The sequence below is a fragment of the Pseudomonas sp. G166 genome (assembly GCF_037027455.2).
Taxonomy (GTDB): Bacteria; Pseudomonadota; Gammaproteobacteria; order Pseudomonadales; family Pseudomonadaceae; genus Aquipseudomonas.
On sequence record NZ_CP146985.1, the window covers coordinates 2,460,245 to 2,477,617 of the forward strand.

20 protein-coding genes are annotated in these 17,373 nt (G+C 60.6%); 11 read left to right on the plus strand and 9 right to left on the minus strand.

Going from position 1 to position 17,373, the window contains the following annotated elements:
- Positions 1-77: 77 nt before the first annotated feature.
- The 3 genes from SGN16_RS11110 to SGN16_RS11120 form a co-directional block, all read right to left on the minus strand.
- Positions 78-887: an isocitrate lyase/phosphoenolpyruvate mutase family protein gene (locus tag SGN16_RS11110; protein ID WP_335944020.1), complete on the minus strand. Its 810-nt coding sequence runs from the start codon at positions 885-887 to the stop codon at positions 78-80.
- Positions 888-1,141: 254 nt separating this feature from the next.
- Positions 1,142-2,146 carry an aldo/keto reductase gene (locus SGN16_RS11115; RefSeq protein WP_335944021.1) on the minus strand — a complete coding sequence of 335 codons (1,005 nt, stop codon included), beginning with the start codon at positions 2,144-2,146 and terminating at the stop codon, positions 1,142-1,144.
- A 68-nt stretch (positions 2,147-2,214) separates the two neighbouring features.
- Positions 2,215-2,775, minus strand: coding sequence for a PaaI family thioesterase (locus tag SGN16_RS11120; protein ID WP_335944022.1), 561 nt, complete (start codon positions 2,773-2,775; stop codon positions 2,215-2,217).
- A 62-nt stretch (positions 2,776-2,837) separates the two neighbouring features.
- Between SGN16_RS11120 and SGN16_RS11125 the strand changes: the two genes are divergently transcribed.
- A complete protein-coding gene (locus SGN16_RS11125; protein WP_135844793.1) occupies positions 2,838-3,290 on the plus strand; it encodes a MarR family winged helix-turn-helix transcriptional regulator in 453 nt (150 codons plus the stop codon).
- Positions 3,291-3,304: 14 nt separating this feature from the next.
- On the opposite strand, the gene SGN16_RS11130 is transcribed toward SGN16_RS11125, so the two are convergent.
- Positions 3,305-4,306 carry a GntR family transcriptional regulator gene (locus SGN16_RS11130; protein WP_210644053.1) on the minus strand — a complete coding sequence of 334 codons (1,002 nt, stop codon included), beginning with the start codon at positions 4,304-4,306 and terminating at the stop codon, positions 3,305-3,307.
- 331 nt (positions 4,307-4,637) lie between these two features.
- Between SGN16_RS11130 and SGN16_RS11135 the strand changes: the two genes are divergently transcribed.
- From SGN16_RS11135 to SGN16_RS11170, 8 genes are read left to right on the plus strand one after another with little or no spacing between them, the layout of a single operon-like run.
- Positions 4,638-6,014 (plus strand): amidase, encoded by a 1,377-nt coding sequence (locus tag SGN16_RS11135; protein WP_335944285.1) that lies wholly within the window; start codon positions 4,638-4,640, stop codon positions 6,012-6,014.
- A gap of 41 nt (positions 6,015-6,055) precedes the next feature.
- Positions 6,056-6,934: a polysaccharide deacetylase gene (locus SGN16_RS11140; RefSeq protein WP_003200462.1), complete on the plus strand. Its 879-nt coding sequence runs from the start codon at positions 6,056-6,058 to the stop codon at positions 6,932-6,934.
- A gap of 28 nt (positions 6,935-6,962) precedes the next feature.
- On the plus strand, positions 6,963-8,303 hold the full coding sequence (locus SGN16_RS11145) for an MFS transporter (protein ID WP_210644055.1): 1,341 nt from the start codon (positions 6,963-6,965) through the stop codon (positions 8,301-8,303).
- Between the two features lie 10 nt (positions 8,304-8,313).
- Positions 8,314-9,075 carry an SDR family NAD(P)-dependent oxidoreductase gene (locus tag SGN16_RS11150; RefSeq protein ID WP_210644056.1) on the plus strand — a complete coding sequence of 254 codons (762 nt, stop codon included), beginning with the start codon at positions 8,314-8,316 and terminating at the stop codon, positions 9,073-9,075.
- Positions 9,076-9,089: 14 nt separating this feature from the next.
- Positions 9,090-9,839 (plus strand): SDR family NAD(P)-dependent oxidoreductase, encoded by a 750-nt coding sequence (locus tag SGN16_RS11155; RefSeq protein WP_210644058.1) that lies wholly within the window; start codon positions 9,090-9,092, stop codon positions 9,837-9,839.
- A gap of 13 nt (positions 9,840-9,852) precedes the next feature.
- Positions 9,853-10,152 carry a hypothetical protein gene (locus tag SGN16_RS11160; RefSeq protein WP_047229666.1) on the plus strand — a complete coding sequence of 100 codons (300 nt, stop codon included), beginning with the start codon at positions 9,853-9,855 and terminating at the stop codon, positions 10,150-10,152.
- On the plus strand, positions 10,149-11,123 hold the full coding sequence (locus SGN16_RS11165) for a GTP-binding protein (protein ID WP_335944023.1): 975 nt from the start codon (positions 10,149-10,151) through the stop codon (positions 11,121-11,123). Before SGN16_RS11160 ends, SGN16_RS11165 begins: the two co-directional genes overlap by 4 nt.
- Positions 11,120-12,310 carry an extracellular solute-binding protein gene (locus SGN16_RS11170; protein ID WP_210644062.1) on the plus strand — a complete coding sequence of 397 codons (1,191 nt, stop codon included), beginning with the start codon at positions 11,120-11,122 and terminating at the stop codon, positions 12,308-12,310. The genes SGN16_RS11165 and SGN16_RS11170 overlap by 4 nt, the downstream gene beginning before the upstream one ends.
- On the opposite strand, the gene SGN16_RS11175 is transcribed toward SGN16_RS11170, so the two are convergent.
- Entirely contained in the window at positions 12,247-12,909 is a 663-nt protein-coding gene (locus SGN16_RS11175) for a TetR/AcrR family transcriptional regulator (protein WP_335944024.1), read from the minus strand. The genes SGN16_RS11170 and SGN16_RS11175 overlap by 64 nt on opposite strands.
- A 126-nt stretch (positions 12,910-13,035) precedes the next feature.
- Here SGN16_RS11175 and SGN16_RS11180 point away from each other — a divergent pair, with 126 nt between their 5' ends.
- Complete coding sequence (locus tag SGN16_RS11180; protein WP_335944025.1) at positions 13,036-13,653, plus strand: DJ-1/PfpI family protein; 618 nt, start codon at positions 13,036-13,038, stop codon at positions 13,651-13,653.
- Positions 13,654-13,673: 20 nt separating this feature from the next.
- Entirely contained in the window at positions 13,674-14,207 is a 534-nt protein-coding gene (locus SGN16_RS11185) for a DUF2867 domain-containing protein (RefSeq protein WP_335944026.1), read from the plus strand.
- A gap of 65 nt (positions 14,208-14,272) precedes the next feature.
- Here SGN16_RS11185 and hisM read toward each other — a convergent pair whose 3' ends face one another.
- From hisM to SGN16_RS11205, 4 genes are all read right to left on the minus strand, one after another.
- Positions 14,273-14,974 (minus strand): histidine ABC transporter permease HisM, encoded by a 702-nt coding sequence (hisM, locus tag SGN16_RS11190; protein ID WP_335944027.1) that lies wholly within the window; start codon positions 14,972-14,974, stop codon positions 14,273-14,275.
- Positions 14,971-15,660 carry an ABC transporter permease subunit gene (locus tag SGN16_RS11195; RefSeq protein ID WP_163858013.1) on the minus strand — a complete coding sequence of 230 codons (690 nt, stop codon included), beginning with the start codon at positions 15,658-15,660 and terminating at the stop codon, positions 14,971-14,973. Before SGN16_RS11195 ends, hisM begins: the two co-directional genes overlap by 4 nt.
- A 24-nt stretch (positions 15,661-15,684) precedes the next feature.
- Positions 15,685-16,455, minus strand: a complete 771-nt coding sequence (locus tag SGN16_RS11200; RefSeq protein WP_335944028.1) for an ABC transporter substrate-binding protein — start codon at positions 16,453-16,455, stop codon at positions 15,685-15,687.
- 62 nt (positions 16,456-16,517) lie between these two features.
- Positions 16,518-17,372, minus strand: a complete 855-nt coding sequence (locus SGN16_RS11205) for a PfkB family carbohydrate kinase (protein ID WP_210644073.1) — start codon at positions 17,370-17,372, stop codon at positions 16,518-16,520.
- Position 17,373 lies beyond the last annotated feature (1 nt).

Sequence of the window (17,373 nt, forward strand, 5' to 3'; positions counted from 1 at the left end):
TGAAACCGGTGTAAGCCTATTTCAGAACTAGACACTTTCAATTCAGACTGGCGTTTGGCCGCGTCCGCGGGACAGCGTTACTCGGTTTTCGCCGCCATCAAAGCGTTCAATTCGCCGTATGTGTGGGCTTTCAAGGCGTGGGTGTCGAGTTGGCCGTTGTCCAAGAAACTGCGGACCAATGCTCCCATGGCGCCGTGCAGAAATTCGGCGATGCTGGAGCCCGCACTGAGTCGTCTGACGCCCAGACGCTTCAATTCGTCGGGGGAGGGCAGTCCGTCCCGGGACAGCAGGTTGACGGGCAGTTTGGTGTCCCGGCAGATGGTGGCAATTTCGTTCGAATCGACCACGCCAGCGGCAAACAGACCATCCGCCCCGCCGCTGGCATACAGTGCGCTGCGCTTGAGGAGTTCCTCCAGGCGTTGTTCGGCAGGTAACAGGTTTTTCAGGTAGACGTCGGTCCGTACGTTGATGAACAGCTTGACGCCCGCCTGGTTCGCCACCTTTCTCGCGACGTCGATCTTGCGGACAAGCAGCTCTGGAGAGCCCAGGCCGTCTTCGATGTTGATCCCGACCGCCCCTGCGGCGATGACGGCGTCAATCACTTGGCCGACCCGCTCCAGGTCATCCGAATAGCCGCCTTCGATATCCACCGTGAGCGGTACGCTGAGCACCCGTACCATCGACTTGACGGTGGTACTCAGCAGGTCGAGAGGCAGCTTGTTGCCATCCTGATAACCATGCGACCAGGCCATGGCCGCGCTGCTGGTCGCTACGGCCTTGCCGCCCAAGCGTTCGACGATGCGCGCACCGCCCGCATCGGCCACATTGGCCAAGACCAGTAGTCCATTCTGATGCAGGCTGTGAAAAGCGTTGTCCAGGGTGGGCATGACAATTCAACTCCTTTGAACGTTATGTTTTTAATGGCAAGGGTGGCGTCTTGGGCAGGGCTATCATAATGATTAAATCAGGTAAGTGGTTGCTGGCGGTATGCAATGTCTGCGCAAGGGAGTCTTGGAGGGGGGCACTGTTTTTAAGTGTAGGCGGACAGTGCCTTGGCCGAGCTGGTGTCCGAAGGGATGCTGACGCACCGTCGCACAACCGACACCGCGCTTTCAACAGGCACTTCTAGCCGAGTACCGCACTATGCCACGATCCGATCCGCGCGCTCGGCCCAGGGGATTACCGTCCGCGCTGGCGCCGAGGGTGTCAGGATGCTTGCTGTATCGAGGCGGCTGATGTGCTCGGAAGAAAGCTCAAGCGACAGCGCGCCGAGGTTGTCGGTGAGCTGGGTCATTGAGCGTGGCCCGATGATCGGCACTGCCCCATGGGTGCCTGCCCAGGCAATGGCGACCTGACCCGCACTGGCGCCGATCTCGCCCGCGATGGCAATGACGGTGTCGAGGATGTGCGTACGCTGCGCCGAATTCTCCGGTTGGAACACCCGACCGCCCAAACCTTCGGCGCGACCTTTCTCCCCTTGGCGGTACTTGCCCGTCAGCATGCCGCCGCCCAGCGGCGACCACGTGACGATACCGAGGCCCAGTGCGTGCGATGCCGGGAACAGGTCGGCTTCGGGCTCGCGATGAACCAGGCTGTGCTCGAACTGCGCAGCCGCGATGGGAACGGTACGAGTCAGTTCGGCCAGGGTCACTGTGCGGGCGAGACGCCAGGCGGCGAAGTTCGAAAGGCCTGCATAGAGGATCTTGCCCGCGCGTGCCAAGTCCTCGAAGCCACGGACGATTTCCTCGGCTGGCGTGAGGCCATCGGGATGATGCACCCAGTAAATGTCAATCCGATCTGTCTTGAGTCGCTTCAGGCTTGCTTCCACGGAGGCGACCATGGCCCTGCGACTGTTGCCGGTGACCAGCCGATTGGCATTCGGCTGCGCGCCGTTGCTGTACTTCGTCGCGATGACGAAATCTTCGCGCCGCCCCTGCAGCAGGATGCCGATCTGCTCCTCCGATTGTCCGAACTGGTAGACATCCGCTGTATCGATGAAATTGCCTCCGGCCTCGGCATAGGCGTTGAAGATCGCTTGGCTGGTATCGGGATCGGCACCATGGCCCCAACCCGTGCCAAAGTTGCCCGTGCCGAGCGCCACCTGCGAAACCCGCAGGCCGGTTTTGCCAAAGGATGTGTATTTCATGACTTTCTCCGTTGATCGAGGCGGAACCACGAGGTTGCTCAGTTCAGACCGCAGCGCAGAGAACAACGTCAGGCTTGCTCATGTGGACGCCTCGGGGAAGGTGCAGGGAAATCGAAGATCAAGCATGTCGTGGTGGCGTGCGCGTACAGCTTGCCGTCGGGGCCAACGATTCGGCCTTCGGCCGTGGCAATCCGACTTCCTGCATGGATCAACTTTCCCTCGGCGCGTACCAGCGGCACCGCGTCGGTCAAGGCGCGGACCATGTTGACTTTCAGCTCCAGCGTAGTGAAGCCCTTGCCTGCGGGTAAGGTCGAATGCACGGCGCAACCCACCGCCGAATCGAGCAGCGTGGAAAACCAACCGCCGTGCACGGTTCCCAGCGGGTTGTAGTGCCTTCGTTGCGGTCGACCTTGGAAGATTGCTGTGCCTGGTTCCATGTGAATGGGCAGGAAATCGAGCGTATCGCCGATTGGGGCGGGCGGTAGTTGCCCGGCAAAAATTGCCTCGAACAACTCCATGCCTGTCAGGCTGGCGATCTGTTTGTGCGTTGCGGTGTGGGAGGTGTTCCAACGGGCACGAATCGCTTTTTCCTCTTCCTCCCACCGAGCAATGACCTGGTCAGCCTGCATCACGAACTCCTTCCTCATTCTCAATACTTGTATATGCAATACTTGTAGATACAATCTATAACATGAAAAATATGACCAAGCCACAGGGTTGCACCAATCTGAAGATTCGCCAGCTCAATCGCATGGTGACGCGTCACTACGATCGCTATATCGCCGAGTCCGGATTAAAAAACACGCAGTACTCATTGTTGTCACACGTCGTCAGACTGGGTCCCATTCGCCCGAGCGACCTGGCTAGGCGAATGCAAATGGAGGCTTCGACGTTGACACGGAATATGCAGCCACTGGTCGCTCAAGGCTGGTTGACGGTCGGGGCAGGTGGCGACGCGCGTAGCCGCCTTGTCCAGGTGACCGAAGCAGGACTGGCAAAGCAAGCCGAAGGGCGGCGCGCCTGGAAAGAGGCGCAATTGGCACTTAATGAGCGACTCGGCGTGCATCGCGTTGCGGCGCTCCATGAGTTGCTGGATGCGTGTATCGAGTGCCTTGATGATGAGCCTGAAACGTGTACGGACTGACCGGTAGACGATTTTCAGCTCAGCTTGGTCAGATACTCCGGCACCTGTTGCTCAGGTAGCACGGACAGAACTTTCAACCGCTGCAACATGCGTTGGCGGGCGCGGTGGAGGTGTTCCTTGAGGTTCAGCGCGGCTGCGTCGAATGCGCCATGCAATAGCAGTTCTAAAATCAAACGGTGCTCGGCCAGCATGGCTTCGTCGGGGCCGAGGCCCAACTGACTGTAAAAAATACGACTGATGATCCTGGGGCTCTGGGCCTGCCGGATCAGCGTAGCGATCTTGCGATTGTTTATTCCGGCGAGGCAGTGGTAATGCAGGTCTTCTTCAAGCTGTTCGATGCTTGCCAGGCTGCAACGTGGGTTGCTCTGTGCCTCTTTAACCCGCGCCAGCATGGCTTCCAGGGATTCCCGGCTAAGTCCCGGTGCGCTCTGGCGTAACGCCTCAGGTTCAAGGCACGCGCGCAGCTCGTAGTCTTCGGTGATCTCCCTGGCGGTGAGCGGGCCGGCCAGCCATTGGGAGTAGGGTTCCTTTTCCACCAGGCCGCGGTCACGCAGGCGCATCAATGCCTCGCGTATCACCGCCCGACTGACGCCGTAATGTTCGGCGGCCATTTGCTCGTCGAGCCGATAGTGCCCGAAAGCAATACAGGTCGATAAAGCCGAGCCAATCTCGTCGAACATCCGCTCGCCCAACGGCCGGGTATCGACCAGTTCTTCGCTGCTATCAAGACCGAGTTGCTTGTGGGTAACGGCTAACCGCAGTGGCTCCACTTCAACCCCCTTCGGGTTGACCAGATAACCGCGGCCATCGAATCGACTGATCAACCCTTCCTTGTGCAGCAGGTCCAACGCTTTGCGCACCGGTACACGGCTGGTTCCGAACAGGTCGGCCAGAGGCGCTTCGAGCAGGACAAGTCCTTGAGCCACCTCCCCATCAACGATGGCGTTGCGCAGGACCTGGCGGATCATGGCGTAGCGGGATGCAGTGCGGTAATCCTCGGCGGTCATCGATCTCATACGCTTCTCGAAAGGCGGGGGAAGATTCTCGCACAAGTCGGTTGTCACCGTGGACCACGTCATTTGTGCGCGTTCGTAGGGCCGTTGTTACTGTTCTGCACCAAAACGGATATTTTCTAATCGGTACATTATTGGTGTTGCCGATTGATTCTGCATGGAAGGCTTTGCGATATCGGAGTATCTGCCCGCTTGGAAAGGCGTCTAGTCCGTAGACTAGACGCTGGTCGCTTGCTCAGGTTGCCGCTCTGGCATTCCTTCTGTCTTCAGTTTGGCACGCTATCTGCTCTGTAAAACGTACATTTTAATAATGAATACGTTTTTGGTGAAGCAGATGTCCTACGCCAGTCCTCAATTACCGCTTGAAGCCGATGCATTGGCGATGGCGGATGCATTCGCCTCAGGCAGCAGCGACCCGGTCAAGGTGTTGGAAGAAATGCTGGCCAGGGTGGTGGGGGTCGATGACGTGTTCATCTCTCTTTGTTCGGCACGTGCCTTTCGCGAAGCCCATTCATCAGCCGCACGCTGGAAGGCCGGACAGCCGGCAAGCGCACTGGACGGCGTTCCCATTGCCTGGAAGGACATGTTCGATGTCGCAGGCAGTCCAACTACCGCAGGCGCAGCCGTGCGCCGCGACATTACGCCAGCGCTGCTCGACGCTAATGTCGTAGGTCTACTGGCGCGAGCCGGAATGGTCAGCGTTGGGAAAACGAACCTTAGCGAGTTTGCTTACTCGGGCCTTGGACTCAATCCCCATTTTGGTACGCCGCGCAATCCTGTTGGACTCGACCAGCCACGCATTCCGGGAGGCTCGTCCTCAGGCTCAGCGGTCGCGGTCGCGGCGGGAGTCGTGCCGATTGCGATGGGCACGGATACCGCTGGGTCTATCCGAATTCCAGCGGCCTTCAATGGGGTGGTGGGATTTCGCAGCAGTTGCAGGCGCTATAGCCGCGAAGGCGTCTTCCCGCTCGCACATACCCTCGACAGCGTGGGGCCTTTGACACGTAGCGTGCGCGATGCCTTGGCTATCGACGACATCCTGTGCGGGCGCACCAAGTCGACATCACTCATCCCCCGCAGTTTGGCAGGGCAGCGTTTTTGGGTCGACCAGTCAGTCCTTGATGATTCACGCATAGAACCCGCGGTGCGTGACAACCTACTGCACTGCTTGAGCGTGTTGAAAGGCCACGGTGCGCAGATTGACCTGCGACCTTCGCCAGCCTTCCAAGCGACACTGCGTCTCATCGAGCAACATGGCTGGCTTGGCGCCCCTGAGGCTTTCGCTCTGCATCAGCCGCTGCTCGACAGCGATGCCGCGGCCCGACTTGACCCGCGCGTGCGGCGCCGTCTGGAAGCCGCACGTGCATTCCCCGCCAGCCAGTTGGTCAACCTCTACAGCGCGCGCGACCGGCTGCAGCAACAAATTGCCGATGAGCTGGATGGGGCGTTTTTGATTACGCCAAGCGTATCCCATGTGGCGCCACCACTGGCGCCATTGGAAGCCGACGACGAACTGTTCGTGCACACCAATCTCGCGACGTTGCGCCTGACCATGCCCGGTAGCTTGCTGGATATGCCAGGTGTGTCGCTGCCGAGCGGCTGCGATGCGCTCGGTTTGCCCACCGGCATGTTGATTAGCGCGCCTGCGGGCGAAGACTTTCGAGTGTTGCGCGCGGCGCTGGCGGTGGAAGGCGCGTTGCGCCAGCCCTGAAAAATCCCACGACTGATTGATAAATCCGCAGGAGAACAATGATGGCTAAAGAAATTCTGTGCGCCTTCGGCGTCGACGTAGACGCCGTGGCAGGCTGGCTCGGTTCATATGGTGGGGAGGATTCGCCTGACGATATTTCCCGTGGCCTGTTCGCCGGTGAAATCGGCGCGCCGCGCCTGCTCAAACTGTTCGAGCGCTACGGCCTGCGCACCACCTGGTTTATCCCCGGCCACTCGATGGAAACTTTCCCTGAGCAGATGAAGGCCGTGGCCGACGCCGGCCACGAAATCGGCGTGCACGGCTACAGCCACGAAAACCCGATTGCGATGACCGCCGAGCAGGAAGAAATCGTGCTCGATAAGTCCATCGAGCTGATCACCCAGGTCACCGGCAAACGACCCACCGGTTACGTCGCGCCGTGGTGGGAGTTCAGTAAGGTCACCAACGAGCTGCTGCTGAAAAAAGGCATCAAGTATGACCACAGCCTGATGCACAACGACTTCCACCCCTACTACGTACGCAAGGGCGACAGCTGGACCAAGATCGACTACAGCCAGCACCCCGACACCTGGATGAAACCCCTGGTGCGTGGCGAAGAAACCGACTTGGTGGAGATCCCGGCCAACTGGTACCTCGACGATTTGCCGCCGATGATGTTCATCAAAAAGGCACCCAACAGCCACGGGTTCGTCAACCCGCGCCACCTCGAGGAAATGTGGCGCGACCAGTTCGACTGGGTCTACCGCGAACACGAATATGCGGTGTTCACCATGACCATCCACCCCGATGTATCCGGTCGCCCGCAAGTGCTGCTGATGCTCGAGCGTCTGATCGAACACATCCAGAGCCATGCGGGCGTGCGCTTCGTCACTTTCGACGAAATCGCCGACGACTTTATCCGCCGCCAACCGCGTACCTGACACCCACCCATCCTTCGAGGCGCGATTCATGTCTATCTACAACAAGCTTGACCTGACTGGCTGGAAACCCCGGCAACTGACGTCCCAGGAAGTACGCTTCGCCACCTGGATCGCCTTCTTCGCCTGGGTGTTTGCGGTGTATGACTTCATCCTGTTCGGCACCTTGCTGCCCGAGATCGGCCGGCACTTTGGTTGGGGTGAAGTGGAGCAGGCTGAAATCGCGACCTGGGTGGCGGTGGGTACCGCCGTCGTTGCGTTGGCCATCGGGCCGATCGTCGACAAGCTGGGGCGGCGCAAAGGGATTATCTTCACGGTGGCCGGTTCCGCCCTGTGTTCGGCGCTCACCGCGATTGGCGGGGCATGGGGCAAGTCACCGCTGATTCTGATCCGTTCGTTGGGCGGCCTGGGCTATGCCGAAGAAACCGTCAATGCGACCTATTTGACCGAGTTGTATGGCGCCTCGGAAGATCCGCGGCTGACCAAACGTCGTGGCTTTATCTACAGCCTGGTGCAGGGCGGTTGGCCGGTCGGTGCGTTGATCGCGGCAGGGTTGACCGCGCTGTTGCTGCCGATCATCGGCTGGCAGGGCTGCTTCGTCTTCGCCGCGATCCCGGCGGTGGTGATTGCGATCATGGCGCGCAAGCTCAAGGAGAGCCCGCAGTTTCAGATCCACCAGCGCATCAGCGAACTGCGTAAAAGCGGTGCGGTGAAAGAAGCGCAAAACGTCGCCGTGACTTACGGCGTGGACTACGACGAACACAGCAAGGCCGGCCTCAAAGCCGCATTCCGTGGCCCGGCCCGTCGCGCCACCTTGGTGATCGGCGCCGCGCTGTTGCTCAACTGGGCGGCGATTCAGGTGTTCAGCGTGCTCGGTACTTCGGTGATCGTCAGCGTGCACCACATCTCGTTCGAGAACTCGCTGATCATCCTGGTGCTGTCGAACCTGGTGGGTTACTGCGGTTACCTCAGCCACGGCTGGATGGGCGACAAGATTGGCCGCCGTAACGTGATCGGCCTGGGCTGGATGCTCGGCGGCCTGTCGTTTGCCGGGATGCTGTTCGGCCCGAGCAACATGGCGATGGTGGTCGGGCTGTACAGCCTGGGCCTGTTCTTCCTGATCGGGCCTTATTCGGCGGCGCTGTTTTTTATCAGTGAAAGTTTCCCTACCAGCATCCGCGCCACCGGTGGCGCGATCATCCATGCCATGGGGCCGATTGGCGCGGTGGTCGCAGGGTTTGGCGCCACCCAGGTGTTGTCCGCCGGCAGTGACTGGCAGACCGCCGCGCTGTGGTTCGGTGCCGTGCCGTGCTTCTTGTCCGGTGCCCTGATGTTCGCCGCACGTCACGTGCGCCCGGAAACCGTTCAGTGAGGAGTTTTAGATGAGCCGTAAAGTTGCCTTGATTACCGGTGCCGCCAGCGGTATCGGCCAAGCCCTCGCTGTGGTCTATGCGCGTAATGGCGTGGCGGTCGTTGGCGGGTATTACCCGGCCGATCCCCATGACCCGCAGACCACGGTGGCCTTGGTGGAAGAAGCTGGTGGCGAGTGCCTGATGCTGCCGCTGGACGTGGGCGATACCGCCTCGGTGGATGCGCTGGCCGAACACGCCGTGCAACGCTTCGGCCGCCTGGATTACGCCGTGGCGAACGCCGGTTTGCTGCGCCGTGCGCCGTTGCTGGAAATGACCGATGCGCTGTGGGACGAGATGCTCAACGTCGACCTGACGGGAGTGATGCGTACCTTTCGCGCGGCGACTCGGCATATGGGGGAGGGCGGTGCGTTGGTGGCGATTTCGTCGATTGCCGGCGGCGTGTATGGCTGGCAAGAGCACAGCCATTACGCAGCGGCCAAGGCGGGTGTGCCGGGGTTGTGTCGTTCGTTGGCGGTGGAGTTGGCAGCAAAGGGCATTCGGTGCAATGCGGTGATCCCAGGGTTGATCGAGACGCCGCAGTCACTGGATGCGAAGAACTCTCTCGGGCCGGAAGGCCTGGCGAAAGCTGCGAGGGCGATTCCGTTGGGGCGGGTAGGGCGCGCGGATGAAGTGGCGTCCTTGGTGCAGTTCTTGACCAGCGATGCGTCGAGCTACCTGACCGGGCAGAGCATCGTGATTGATGGCGGCCTGACCGTACGCTGGCCCGATTGAGTGAGGAACTGAGCATGAAACAATTGCACAACCGACGCGCCGTCATCACCGGCGCTGGCAGCGGTATCGGTGCCGCCATCGCCCGTGCCTATGCGGCTGAAGGCGCGCACCTGGTGCTGGCCGACCGCAACGCTGTCAGTCTCACTGAAACCGCGATCACCTGTCGCAACCTCGGCGCCGAAGTGCTGGAGTGCCTCGCCGATGTAGGCACCGTCGAAGGCGCCCAGGCCAGCGTCGACCGTTGCGTCGAGCACTTCGGTGGCATCGACATTTTGGTCAATAACGCTGGCATGCTCACCCAGGCACGCTGCGTCGACCTCACTGTCGAGATGTGGAATGACATGCTGCGTGTCGACCTCACCAGCGTATTCGTCGCCAGCCAGCGCGCCTTGCCGCATATGCTCGCCCAGCGCTGGGGGCGAATCATCAACGTAGCCTCGCAACTGGGCATCAAGGGCGGCGCCGAACTTACCCATTACGCCGCGGCCAAGGCCGGGGTCATCGGCTTCACCAAGTCCTTGGCGCTGGAAGTCGCCAAGGACAACGTACTGGTCAATGCCATCGCTCCGGGGCCGATTGAAACGCCATTGGTCGCCGGGATCAGCACCGACTGGAAACGCGCCAAGGCCGCCGAGTTGCCCCTCGGCCGGTTCGGCCTGGCGGACGAAGTAGCGCCCACCGCTGTGCTGCTGGCCAGCGAGCCGGGTGGCAACCTGTTCGTTGGACAGACCCTCGGCCCGAACTCTGGCGATGTCATGCCATGAGTGAGGTGTAGCCATGTGTGGACTCTGCGGTTTGCTCGGTGAAGACCTGCACTGGAGCGATCCCTTGGGAGATGAGCTGCCCAGGCGTCGCGAACGCCTGCGCCGCATCGCCGCGATCAATCAGGTACTGGCGGTGTTCCGGCTCAAGGTCGAAGATTTTCAAGGCGCCTCTTACCTGCTGCTCGGCGCGACCGGCAAGCAGGAACTGGCGAGTGGCCTGGATCAACTCTGGCGAGCGGCCGAAACCATGCTCGGTCGCCCGTTGGATCCTCTGGACCCGCATTTGTTGGATCACTTGGAGTCAGCCGTATGAGCACCGCTCTCAATGTCATCACCGGCTTTCTCGGCAGCGGCAAAACCACCTTGCTCAAGCGCCTGCTGCAAGGAGAAAGCCTCGGCGATACGGCTTTGCTGATCAACGAATTCGGCGACGTCGGCATCGACCACCTGCTGGTGGAAGAAGTCGCCCCGGATACCGTGCTGTTGCCCAGTGGCTGCGTCTGTTGCTCGATTCGTGGCGAACTCAAGGATGCATTGCTCGGCCTGTTGCAACGCCGTGAGCGCGGCGAAATACCGGCGTTCAAACGGGTCATCCTGGAGACCACCGGCCTGGCCGACCCGGCGCCGATCCTCGCCACCTTGAACAACGACACGCAACTGCGCGGGCGTTTTCATATCGGCCTGGTGATTACCCTGGTGGATGCCAGCCACGCCACTCTGCAAGAACGCCTGCATCCGGAATGGCTGGCCCAGGTCGCCGCCGCGGACCGCTTGCTGTTGAGCAAGACCGACCTGGTGGAGGACTGCGCTCCACTGCGCGCGCACCTGCAAGCGCTCAATGCCGGTACGCCGATCCTCGATACTTGCGACGTCCACAGCGGCGATCAGCTGTTGCTGGGTGAAGGTTTGCGCAGCGCCGAACCGACAGTGGAAGTCAGTCGCTGGCAACTGCATCGCAGTACCAGCGCCACCCATGGCGCCGCACAAGTGTGCAGCCTGACCTTCGACCAGCCGTTGGATTGGGTCGGCTTCGGGGTTTGGTTGTCGATGCTGTTAAGATGCCACGGCGAACGAATTCTACGTGTCAAAGGACTGCTCAACGTGAACACCAGTAACGCCCCTATCGTCATCCATGGCGTGCAGCATTGCCTGCATGCCCCGGTGCACTTGCCTGGCTGGCCGGGCACTGATCGGCAGTCGCGTCTGGTGTTTATCCTGCGTGGTCTCGACCCCGCGCTGCTGCGGCGCTCCTTTGCCGTGTTTTCTCAGCGGTTCGCCGCATGATCACACTCCGCGTCCTCGGCACCTCAGTGACCTTGCTCGAATGCCTGCGTGTTCGTGCGGAACAGGAATTGGGCATTCGCCTGGTGTACCAGGTGCACGATGTCGAGCAGGCCCAGCGCATCGCGGTGATGCAGCCCGACAGCTATGACCTGTACGATCAGTGGTTCCATAACGTCGACTTCGTATGGCCGGCCCGGGCGATCCAGCCCATCGACACACGGCGCATTGCGTTGTGGCATGAGATCAACGACTTGCCCAAGCGCGGTCGTCTGTCTGCGAATGATCGGTTGGGCAGTGGTAGCGTGCCTAGCGAGCGCTTGTTCGTGCAGCACGACGGCAGCCTCGGCAGCACGGTCACCGAGCGCATCAGCATGCTGCCCCTGACCCATAACGCCGACAGTTTCGCCTACCGTCCCGAGCGCTTGCCCGAGGGTTTTTGCCATGGCAACGAAAGCTGGGGCTGGCTGCTGGACCCGGCCTGGCGTGCGCGCACCGCACTGCAGAGCGACGCCGCCATCGGTGCCCTGGATGCCGCGCTGGCGGTGCAGGGCGCTGGACTTGCACGCTTCAAGGACATCGGCAATATGAGCATCGAAGAGATCGATGTGCTGGCCGATATTCTGGTGCGCAAACAGAAGGAAGGTCACTTTGCCGCGTTCTGGTCCGATGACGAGGAGGCCGCGCAATTGATGCTCAGCCCGAGCATCGATATCCAGAGCCTGTGGTCGCCGACATTGATGCGCCTGCATCGCGCTGGGGTGAAATACCGCCTGGCGGTTCCTCGCGAGGGCTACCGCGCCTGGTTCGGCGGTTTGTCGTTGTCGCGCCACGCCCAGGGTCCGGTGCTGGACGCGGCCTACGCTTACCTCAATTGGTGGTTGTCCGGCTGGCCCGGCGCGGTGATGGCGCGCCAGGGTTACTACATCGGCAACCCGGCGCGCAGCCGCGACCATCTGAGCAGTGCCGAATGGGATTACTGGTACGCCGGTCAACCTGCGCGGGAGGAGTTACTGGGCAGTGACGGTTTGCCGCTGATTGACGTCGGCGAGGTGCGCGATGGTGGTTCCTATGAGCAGCGCATGGGGCATATCGCGGTGTGGAACTCGGTGATGGATGAGCACAACTATCTGGTGCGTCGCTGGGGCGATATTTTACGGGCGGGGGCGAAAAGCTCCCGTAGACCGTAAGTTTCTGAACCTGTGAAAGAGTCGGACGACCTTAAGCTCATGACTTCGGCCCGCCATGGCGCAAGAGCCCCTTCGAAAAGTGAAAAGGCTCGATGCAGGAAACTGTTGAAGCGCTCGGCATCACGCCGCAGCCCTGCCTGTTGACCACCAATCAGGCACAGATGGGCCACCTGGGCAATCACTTCTGCTTGGCCTGGCAGATGGACCAGGTGGCGGCATGTCCGTATCGCGAAGTCCAGTCGTCTTGTGTCAACGCGCTGCTGAAACTCGCCCACCAACGGATCGTGCAGCGACCAGGCGCGGATGGAAACTTCCCGTCCAGGTTGTTTCTCCGCGGCAATACTCAAGTAGCGCGTCAAGGTTTCGCCCGCACTACGACCCTGCGCCGCATAAGCGAGCATGCGCTCCGTGTAGTCTTCTTCCCAAGCGCCAAGCAAGGTGCGGACAAAATCCTCGCGATTGCGGAAATGGTGATAGAACGACCCGCGGGTCACATTCAATCGGCGCGACAGGCTCTCGGCCGAAACGCCAATATGTCCTATTTGGTCGAGGGCCTCAAAACCGGCCGCGATCCAATGGTCACGCGTTAGTTTTCTCACCGGTTATTTCGCTCCCTATTTAGCGCCATACAGACTGTGTATGGTGCGCAACCGATTGATACGCTGCGAATACCAGCAAAGATGGCCGTTGCGTTTTGCACGCCAGCACTTTTCATGGAGCTCGCCTTGAAGAAAATCGTTCTGGTTGCTTTCGACCAATTCACTGATATTGACCTATTCCTGATGTGGGACATTCTAGGCCGCAACACGAAGGACTGGCACGTCCGAATATTGGGTTCTAGCTCTAGTGTGCGATCGGCGCACGGCCTGCCTGTTTCGGTGCACGGTCCGCTTTGCGAAGCCAATAGTGCCGACGCGGTATTGTTCGTCAGCGGCAAGGAAGGGATACCCGCAGCACTTGCCGACCCAGATTTCCTGCCGTCGTTTGAACTTGACGCCAGACGCCAGCGAATAGGCTCCATATGCGCCGGAGCTTTCATTCTCGAACGGCTTGGGCTGCTCAGCGGCCAGGCGACCACACACCCGGATGCACGATCGGGCTTGCAAGCGCTGGGGCTTGAGCCCATGGACCAGCCTCTTGTATGCCAGGGGAACGTGGCAACCGCTGGCGGATGCCTTTCGGCGCTCTATCTGGTGGGATGGTTGGTTGAATCCTTGTTCGATGTCGACAAGCGCCGTGCGACCTTGCTCCCGGTTCTGCCTGCTGGACAGCAAGCGCTCTATGATGTCTTGATCGGGCTCAGTATCCGCCAAGGAGCAGTTGGCGCGGCAACAACATCCTAGAATTGCGCAGAGATCCCCCAATGCCCCAAGAATTTGAGCTCATCATGCCCGTGCCAGTCCCCTCGAGGTCCGGCATCACCCACCTTTACACGTCGATGAACCTGGCGGACGCTTTTGCGATTCGACTCCCTGCGGGCACATCCAGAGATCCAGATTTGCTCGCTCGATTCATCTTTTCCCACCAGCCATCCTGGATCGGATGGCTCATGAAAGTCCGGGACACTGTCGTTGCCTGTTTTGGTCTCAAGACAGCCAGACATTTGGCATCGCTTGCTAATCGGATTGGAGTCTTCAAGGTCTACAGCACGAGCCAGACTGAAATCGTGTTGGGGGAGGACGACAAGCACCTCGACTTCCGGATATCGATCCTCTGTTCTGGAGAGGCAGAGCCAGAAGGCAGTCGCCAGCTCGTTTTTTCAACGGTGGTCCACTGCCACAACCGTCTAGGCCGGGCCTACATCTTCGTGATTGCCCCGTTTCACCGCTTGGTTGTCAAGGCCAGCCTCCTGCGTGCTGCGCGCGTCGGTTGGCCTCTGGCTGCCTGCCCGCACTGATGCGGTAGCAGTTGCTCGATCGCACTCATCCGGCTGCGACGACCCCCTCATGTGCAGTAACCCGCTTAACGCTGATAAGCCAAAAGCCGGCGCTCAGCCAATCGGAATACACCCACCAGCGCGCACGCCAGCAACATGTAGAGCAGAGCGGCGATGCCATAGGCCTGGAAGGTCTTGAAGGTGGCAGCGTTGACATCTGCGGCGATTTTAAGGATGTCAGGAACGGTCGCGGTAAAGGCGATGGCCGTGGCGTGCAGGACAAAGATCACTTCGTTGCTGTAGGCCGGAAGTGCCCGGCGCAGCATGCTTGGTATCAACACCAGGATGAACAATTGGTTGCGGGTCATGCCCAGGGCCAGCGCCGCCTCGATCTCACCGCGTGGGGTGGTGCGCAGTACGCCGGCGAGAATCTCGATGGTGTAGGCGCAGGTGTTCAAGGCCAGCGCCAGGATCACGCAATGCATGCCGTCACGAAAGAACCACCACAAGCTCGGCGACTCCCTGATCAGGCTCAGGCTTGCCAGGCCGCTGTAGATGATCAGCAGTTGCACGAACAGCGGCGTGCCGCGAAACACCAGGGTGTAAAGCTGTACAGGCAGCGCCAGCCAACGATTGCCATAGGTGCGAACCAGCGCCAGAGGTATCGCCGCGGCCAGACCGATAACGGCGGACGTCACTAACAGCCATAAGGTGACGGACAAACCACTCCAGCGGTAACCGTCGGACCAGAGAAAGTTCGGCCCGAACTCTTTGAGTATCTCGATCATGACACGCTCCGCCGCGGTTCAATGCTGTAGCGCCGCTCAAGGTGCTTGAGGGCCAGGCTGGAGAGGATCGCAAAGGCCAGGAAGATTGTCGCAATCACCAGATAGAAGAACATCTGCCTTGAGGTCGCGTTGCCGGCTTGTTTGGCGACCTGAACCATGTCATTGAGACCCAGCAGCGATATCAGGCCGGCACTTTTCAAGAGCACTTGCCAGATGTTGCCGATGCCGGGCAATGCGAACCGCATCATCTGCGGCAGGCGGATACGCCGCAGTACTTGCCAATGGCTCATGCCATAAGCCCGGGCCGCTTCCAGTTGGCCGAACGGAATCGCCTGGAAGGCGCCACGAAAGGTTTCGGCGCAATAGGCACCGTAAATGAAGCCCAAGGTGCCGATCGCAGTGCCGTAAGGGTTCAACTGCCACGATTCGCGGCCAAACGCGTCTGCCACCTGGTTGAGTCCGATCTGCGCGCTGTAATAGATCAGCAGCATCAGGACCAGGTCCGGCACGCTGCGCACCAGCGTGGTGTAGACCGTCGCGACCAGCCGTAGCGGCGCCACTGGCGAGAGTTTCGCCAAGGCCCCGAGCAGGCCGAGCACGATGGCGACGCAGGCGGCCCAGGTGGCCACCTGGACGGTCAGCCACGCACCCTGGAAAATGAGATAGCCGTACCCTTCCAGAAACATGCTTTCGGGCTCCACGCGGGCGGTTTATTTCGGCGAGATGTCGAAGTCGAAGTACTTCCTGGCGATGCGCTCATAGGTGCCATTGCTATGGAGCCGTTCGAGCGCCTGATTGATTTCTCCGGCCAGGGCGGTATCGCTTTTGCGCAATCCGATACCGGTGCCCGGACCGAAGATCTCCGGTGACTTGACCACCTCGCCGGCATAGCCGAAGCCCTTGCCCATCGGCTTTTTCAGTAGGCCTTCGGAGACGGCGATGGCATCGTCGAACGCCGCATCCAGCCGACCGTTGATCAAGTCCGAATAGGTCAAGTCACTGCTTTGATAAGGCACCACTTCCACGCCCTTGAGGCCCCACATCCGCTTGGCATAGGCTTCGAATACGCTGCCTTGCTGTACGCCGATGCGCTTGCCGCGCAAGGATTCGGCCGTTGGTTGCAACTGACTGCCTTGCGGGGCCACCAGGCGTGCCGGGGTGTCGTACAGGGTGTTGGAGAAGGCGATTTCGGCTTTGCGTGCTTCGGTGATCGAGAGGGCAGAGAGTATCCCGTCGAATTTCCTGCCCTTGAGGGCCGAGATCATGCCATCGAAGGCGTTTTCGACCCAGACACAACGGCGTTGCAACTCGCTGCACAGGCTTTCGCCCAGCTCTATATCGAAACCTGTCAGCGAGCCGTCCGGCCGCTTGGACTCAAAGGGCGGGTAGGTGGGGTCCACCCCGAAACGCAGCTCTTCGCTGGCGCCCCAGGTCATCAGCGGGCTGGCCACAAGCATCAAACCGATCAGACATTTTTTCATCGACAGGGTATCCACGATAGGTTGGTAGAACCGTCCCGGAAAGGGGCCCGGGGCAGCACGCATCAGTCTTGATTGTTCAAGGCGTGTTTCAGTTGTTCGGCGCGTTGGATGTCTACGGCTCGTCCATGGCCAAAGCCACCGTCCCAGCCGCACACCTGGCCGGCATGATCGACGCCTCGTGCAAGGCACTCGGCGAGGCTGTGCCGCGCTTGCCATGCCAGCAGGAACGCGGCGATAAAGCCGTCGCCGGCGCCCATGCTGTCGACGAACGCGCAGGGCCTCGCGGCCTGCTCATACACACCCTGTGCATCGACTGCGAGGGCGCCTTGGGCGCCGCGAGTGATGACCACCGTTGCTGGGCCCATCGCTCGCATCGAGTCCGCCAGTTCACGCGCTTCGCTTGACGACAGGTCGGGCGACGAAAAAAAAGCGATGTCCACTTGCTGGATCAGCGCCTGCCAATCGAATTCGACCCAGTTGTCCGAGAAGTCGAATGACAGGCAGCCACTGGCCTGGCGAATCTGCGCCAGTTGGCTCTCAAGACCGCTATAGAGGCTGCTGTGTGCCAGCGGGAATTTCGCGACATAGGCCAGGTCATCAGCATCGAGTCGCAGTTGCCGGCATACGCCCGGATCGCTGCCAAGAAACACCCGTTCGCCCGCGATACTGTCGACACACGCCCAGCCATTGGCACCCATCAGCGTTCTGCAGCGCGATGCATCGACGCCTTCCTGTTGCAGGCAATCGAGCAGGTACTGGCCGTACCGGTCATCACCAACGCAGCCCAGGTAGGCACTGCGAGCACCCAGCCGGGCGGCAAATACCGAGACGTTGAGTGCGTTGCCACCGGGGTATTCGATGTTCCGGTCCAGGTACACATCCAGGGTGTTGTCGCCGACCGCGATCAGGCTGGCCATG